Consider the following 5,272-nt stretch of genomic DNA (forward strand, 5'->3'; position numbering starts at 1 on the left):
GCCTTGCTGCGCCCGGAAGGGCTGAAAAATGAAGAAAATGGATCAAATTTCGACGCGGGTCGTTTTTTGAAAAGTACTGACGGCTCGATAGCCGGAAAACATCCGGCTATTTCAGACCATCCCTAGATAAAATGGCGGAAATTGTGCGGCGAGAGCCATACTGTAACGAGGTTCAAATGGTTGAGGTTAGCCGCGATAAAAGTAAGCCAGGGAAGCCAGTATTTTTTGGGCAGTATCAAAGATCAAAATATCGATACGAGAATATGTATCTTACTCCAGAACAAATTGATGAAAGATATTCGGGAATCACAGACCTGAGGCATGAAAATGTGTAACAAAGCGCTGCTAGGGACAAACCTACGCTACGCTTCAGTTTGCCCCAGAGCGCGGCGTTATATGAATAAGGAAGCTCATGAGTACTATTTTAACCCCTAAATATGGTGAAAGCCGTATTAAAGAGATGACCTCTATTGATACATCTCCTGATACAAAATGCTGGGCAGCAAGGTGGTACGCTGAGATGGTGATTGATCTTTTTTTAAGTAAGGAAGCGAGCAAACGAGTTGAAAACTTTGAAAAGTTATCCTTAGGAAACAAAATTAAGGAAATATCTACAGAATACTCTAGTCGCTTAATAGATGCTCTTTATTTTATCGAGAATCACGGTAATGAAGCCAGCCACTTTAGTAGAGATACCATTACCTCTGAAACAGCAGAAAAGGTAGTTGATAAGGCGATAACACTATTTGATTTAATCTTGGTTGATTTATTTAAAGACAATGGCCTAGCTAAAACACCAAATACTGCAAGATTATTTAGTACTTTCACACCATCTATCAGGGTTAATGTTTTAAATCAACTTTTGGATTTTAATTCTCTCGATAATAGTTGTGAGCATGATATGGGTATTCTCCATAAGTACTTTTTGGCCCTTACGAAAAACAACCAGAGGGATAAGGCTAGACGTCTGCTCCACAAACTTAAAAAGCAAAATAAAATAACACTAGACCAATTCCAGTATTGGGAAGATAGCATTAACAAGATATCTAGCAATATTAACAATCTACCTATCCCCAAAAACATTTCAGATTGTAAACGCAACTTTGATGACGTGCTATCAAGCATGGATATACAAGAAAGAAAGTTAAACTCTCAATTGGTTGAAATATTTAATGCACTATTGGACAGCGTGACACCGAGTGAAATGGATAACTTGATTGGTGATCAAGTATTTTTGGTTTAGCGTGTATTCATATAACAAGCAACTAAACGCGGATTCGGAATACGGTCACGCGTTTTGCAAAAACACGCAAAACAACGTGCCAGTAACCCTCACCGGTTAGTTGGGCGTTAGCTTAATCGGGAAATTATGCTATGGAAAAAAAATATCAGGTTTTTGTGAGTTCAACTTATGAGGATCTTAAAGAAGAAAGGGATCAAGTTATAAAGGCTGTGCTAGAAATGGGGCATATTCCAGTGGGAATGGAAATGTTCAGCGCTGCGGATGATGAGCAGTGGAAAATAATTCAGAGGCAAATAGTTGAGTCAGACTACTACATCGTGGTAGTCGCTAATAAATATGGATCCATCGGCCCTAGCGGTATAAGTTACACTGAAATGGAATATGACTTTGCGATTGAACGCCAGGTGCCAACACTAGGTTTTGTTTTAAATGACACGGCTCCTTGGCCTTCTGAGAAAAGTGAATCATCAGCAAAAGCTCAGAAATCTCTAAGCAAGTTTAAATCTAAAGTTAAAAGCAAACTTGTTAACTTTTGGGATTCTAAAGACGACCTTCACGGGAAGGTTTCAATATCTTTGATAAAAGCAATTACCACTAATCCGAGGGTAGGCTGGGCACGAGCAGATGAGGCAGTAAGCCCTGAGGTTACTCGAGAGCTATCTCGCTTGAGCGCTGAAAACGCTGAGTTGAGAAAGCATATTGAACAGCTTGCAAAGGTAGTTAAAGAGCCAGAGGATGAGGCTAGGAATGTGGTCTCGATAATGCACGCTAACTCAAAAAAAGTTCAAGTGAGAAAGACATCCTCTTGGAAAGATGCAACATGGCAAAAAACAGACCTTTTAGATCTCTTTCTGGCGGCCGCGCCTAACTTAATCAATGAAAACTCGTCTATTGGTGTGGCTCGCAACATCGCATTACATCTAGTTGGTACTAAATATTACCAAAATTGGCCTATCGGTCGGAATATCACATCAGGGCTTCTAGCAGACTTCGTGGCATTAGAAGTTGTAGAGACGTCAAAGAAGAAACACTCAGTACATGACAAGGATGATTATTGGTGTCTAACTGTTCTCGGGAAACAGGTGCTTAAAAGGGCCAGGAGAATCAAACTAGAAGAGGGTATACCGACGGATGATGATGAATAAAGCTAACAAAGCATTGCAGCGGACAAGCCGCTGAATGCAGCGTTAAATGGCGTGGCGAAGTGTGAGTTGCCCTTGGTGCCGTAGTCACTAGATGACCGCTTTTGGCCGAGAGCGGACGTTTTGGGTTACCCCTCGCTCCGCTAGATACCTGCATGAGACGCTTCGACCTCAGCAGACCTAATCCTGCAGTGCGGTATAACCCACTTGCAATAGACACGCTCAGTGCGAATCGAGTAGTGTCTCAAAATGCTTAGCTTAATCGTTATGGACAATTTTATTCCGGAAAAGGAATGAAGAAATTAGAAATTGGTATATCTATATTTTGAAGCTTGAGCTGAACTCATGGTACGTGGGTACAGCTAAAGGGTTGAGATCAAGGCTGCGAAGCCATGGTAAAAAAAGCCCTTACTCTACATTAAATAAAAATGGCGCCATCAGATATATAGAGAGCGGCCTCACGGGAAAGAGAAAAGCAACTCACTTACATGCGGCCTTTAGATCAACTGGCGATTGTTTCTGGGTGACAGAGATTAAAAATACTATCACTGTAGCTCTGGGACAAAAGTATGGCTTCGATAAAGTTAGGGGTGGCTCTATAATTCACCCTTGGAATCACAAGCTAAGTGATATTAAAGTGGAAGACCTAATTCGACGATTTAGTTGTAGTGATATTAGACTTAAATACAAGCTAAACGAAATAAATTTAACTCAAGAAAAGCCATTTGTCTTCCCGCTCACTCGGCGAAGGAATACATAGCAAGGCATTCAAGCACGCTCGCCGGACGCGCTTTCAGCGCGCCAGCCCAGTCCCAGTGAGACTGTCCGCTTTGGGCCGGTTGCGGCGCTTCGCGGGAGGCAACATCCGCCCCGAAGCTGACATCAGGCGATGGGGATGTTCGTAGATTTCAAATCCACCTATGTCGGTTCGATTCCACCCTCGGCCTCCACGCTTACCCAACGAGCAGTCGCCCAAGGGTAGCTTTGTGCTAGCATCAGATTCGCAGGCTTTTTTCTGCACCTACAGGATGGCACCTCATACCTGGTTCTGACAGCACTATCGGGTAAGTGGTTTCACAACCAGGGGATTGGTATGGCGGCCCTCAATATATTTAAAATATACACTGCCCAACTGGATAATTTGGTCGAGTCATTAACAGCTAATAACCTTACGTTCGTACAAGAAATAGAACGTGAGCACGAAGAGAAACGTTTTAATCTGAGGCTCTTCTTTACACAGAGTGCCTATCCCACTCCAATAAAGTGGACCGCCGACCTAGCAAAAAATTTTCAAATCGATGAAAAGAGCACCCCTCATTACGCCGCCGCCGTAATAGTTACCTTTGATGATCAAGCATTTGTATTAAGTTATGGATCAGCGCACTTCTATATCTCGAAATTTTCCGATCTCGACTTCGGTATAGATATAGCCAGTCGACTGCTGAGCTCGTTCAAAATAAAAAGTTCGCAAGAGTTTGCCGGAAGCCGATTAAGAAGCATCGACACATATAAAATCATTTCAGATCTGGCGTATGAAGCTGGTGAAGCTGTCGATTACATTCGAGGTATTCCAGCTGACATCACAATGTGGGGGCGGAACATCAGTTGCGGACATTCAGTTCATCTTAGGCACCGAAAATTTGGAGTAGAAAACTGTCATCTCATATGCCAGAGACTCGTCAGAGTGCTTGAAAGTGATATTGTAAAACAGATTCCTCGACGAATTATGATCCATCAACAAGACGTAATTCTTCAACAAGATCAAAAGTTGATAGAAGCGATTGAAAACGATCTGTATATGGCCGACATCAGTCCAACGCAGCTATCAGGTGTCGCTCTGATGTTTCCTGAAGAGCGCGACTATGTGCTTAGGACACCCAAACAACGATTTGTCTTGAATGACGAACTTGAGTTGACGACGCTTCGTACCATTGCACGTGAAGATTTCGATGGAGATTATGAAGCGCTATTCGATGCAACAGTTGCTATTTTGGGTGATGATGGCGAGAGGCAGATAACAACACTCAAGGACATCTTGGATTACAAGGATGAAGAAGGCTACTATCTCGAGGGTGGTAGGTGGCATCGATATGATTTAACTTACCTGAATACAATTCGTCAAGAAGTCAATCGGATTGACACTAGATTTTCGATTGAAATGCCTCTATTTAATTATGAGGCTTTTGAGATTTGGAAAGGACAGCAGGCCGGCAGAGTTAAATATGCCGAGCGCTTTGTCAACGTAACACTGGCCGAAAACTTTGGGTACTGTGACGGCGATCGTGATTTGAGCTCGCCCGAAGGTGCTACGGTAGAAGTTGCCGATCTTTTTAAGGATGAGACGATCTTCATCGTAAAAATTGGAGAACCGCAAAAACTGAATTATGCAATTGACCAGGCGATGGCGTCTCTTAGTGTTCTTGAACGAAGCTCATTCATTGCTCAAGTAAATGGAACAGACTTTTATGTAAAGCAGGTATGCTTATGGTTATTTATCGAACGCCAAACAGACATTGAACGCCTGTCTGATCTGAATTCTCTTATATTCCTCACTAAGCTGGCCAACTGGAGAAAGTTCACACTTCTACGCGGAAGAATCCCCATAGTAAACATTAGTTACAGGCGCACGCCCCAACAAAACACTGCTGCGCGACGATAGCGAACCAGTCCCAAAACTACTCCCAGATCAATTGTACCTCTAGGGAAACTCTGAAAAAGACTTCCTGATTAGGCAAAATCACCGGACACCAGTCGCCGAGCTTTCAATGATGAAACAGATGACCTTCGCCGATGCCGAGTACGCCGGCAAGCGCAAGCAGACCCGCAAGGAGTTGTTCCTGATCGAGATGGATCAGGTAGTGCCTTGGAAAAGCTTGATCGCCCTGAT

Annotated in this window: 3 protein-coding genes and 1 pseudogene; all 4 read left to right on the plus strand. The window is 43.1% G+C overall.

The genetic code is table 11. From position 1 onward, the window contains the following. Positions 1 to 412 precede the first annotated feature (412 nt). Positions 413 to 1,243, plus strand: a complete 831-nt coding sequence (locus AACY31_RS28165; protein ID WP_339505569.1) for a hypothetical protein — start codon at positions 413 to 415, stop codon at positions 1,241 to 1,243. A gap of 131 nt (positions 1,244 to 1,374) precedes the next feature. Then, positions 1,375 to 2,388: a DUF4062 domain-containing protein gene (locus tag AACY31_RS28170; protein ID WP_339505570.1), complete on the plus strand. Its 1,014-nt coding sequence runs from the start codon at positions 1,375 to 1,377 to the stop codon at positions 2,386 to 2,388. Positions 2,389 to 3,478: 1,090 nt separating this feature from the next. Then, positions 3,479 to 5,044, plus strand: a complete 1,566-nt coding sequence (locus tag AACY31_RS28175; protein ID WP_339505571.1) for a DUF6119 family protein — start codon at positions 3,479 to 3,481, stop codon at positions 5,042 to 5,044. Positions 5,045 to 5,153: 109 nt separating this feature from the next. Further along, positions 5,154 to 5,272: pseudogene (locus AACY31_RS28180) on the plus strand (IS5/IS1182 family transposase); the annotation flags it as partial.

This window comes from Pseudomonas sp. RL_105y_Pfl2_101, from assembly GCF_963970585.1.
GTDB lineage: Bacteria > Pseudomonadota > Gammaproteobacteria > Pseudomonadales > Pseudomonadaceae > Aquipseudomonas.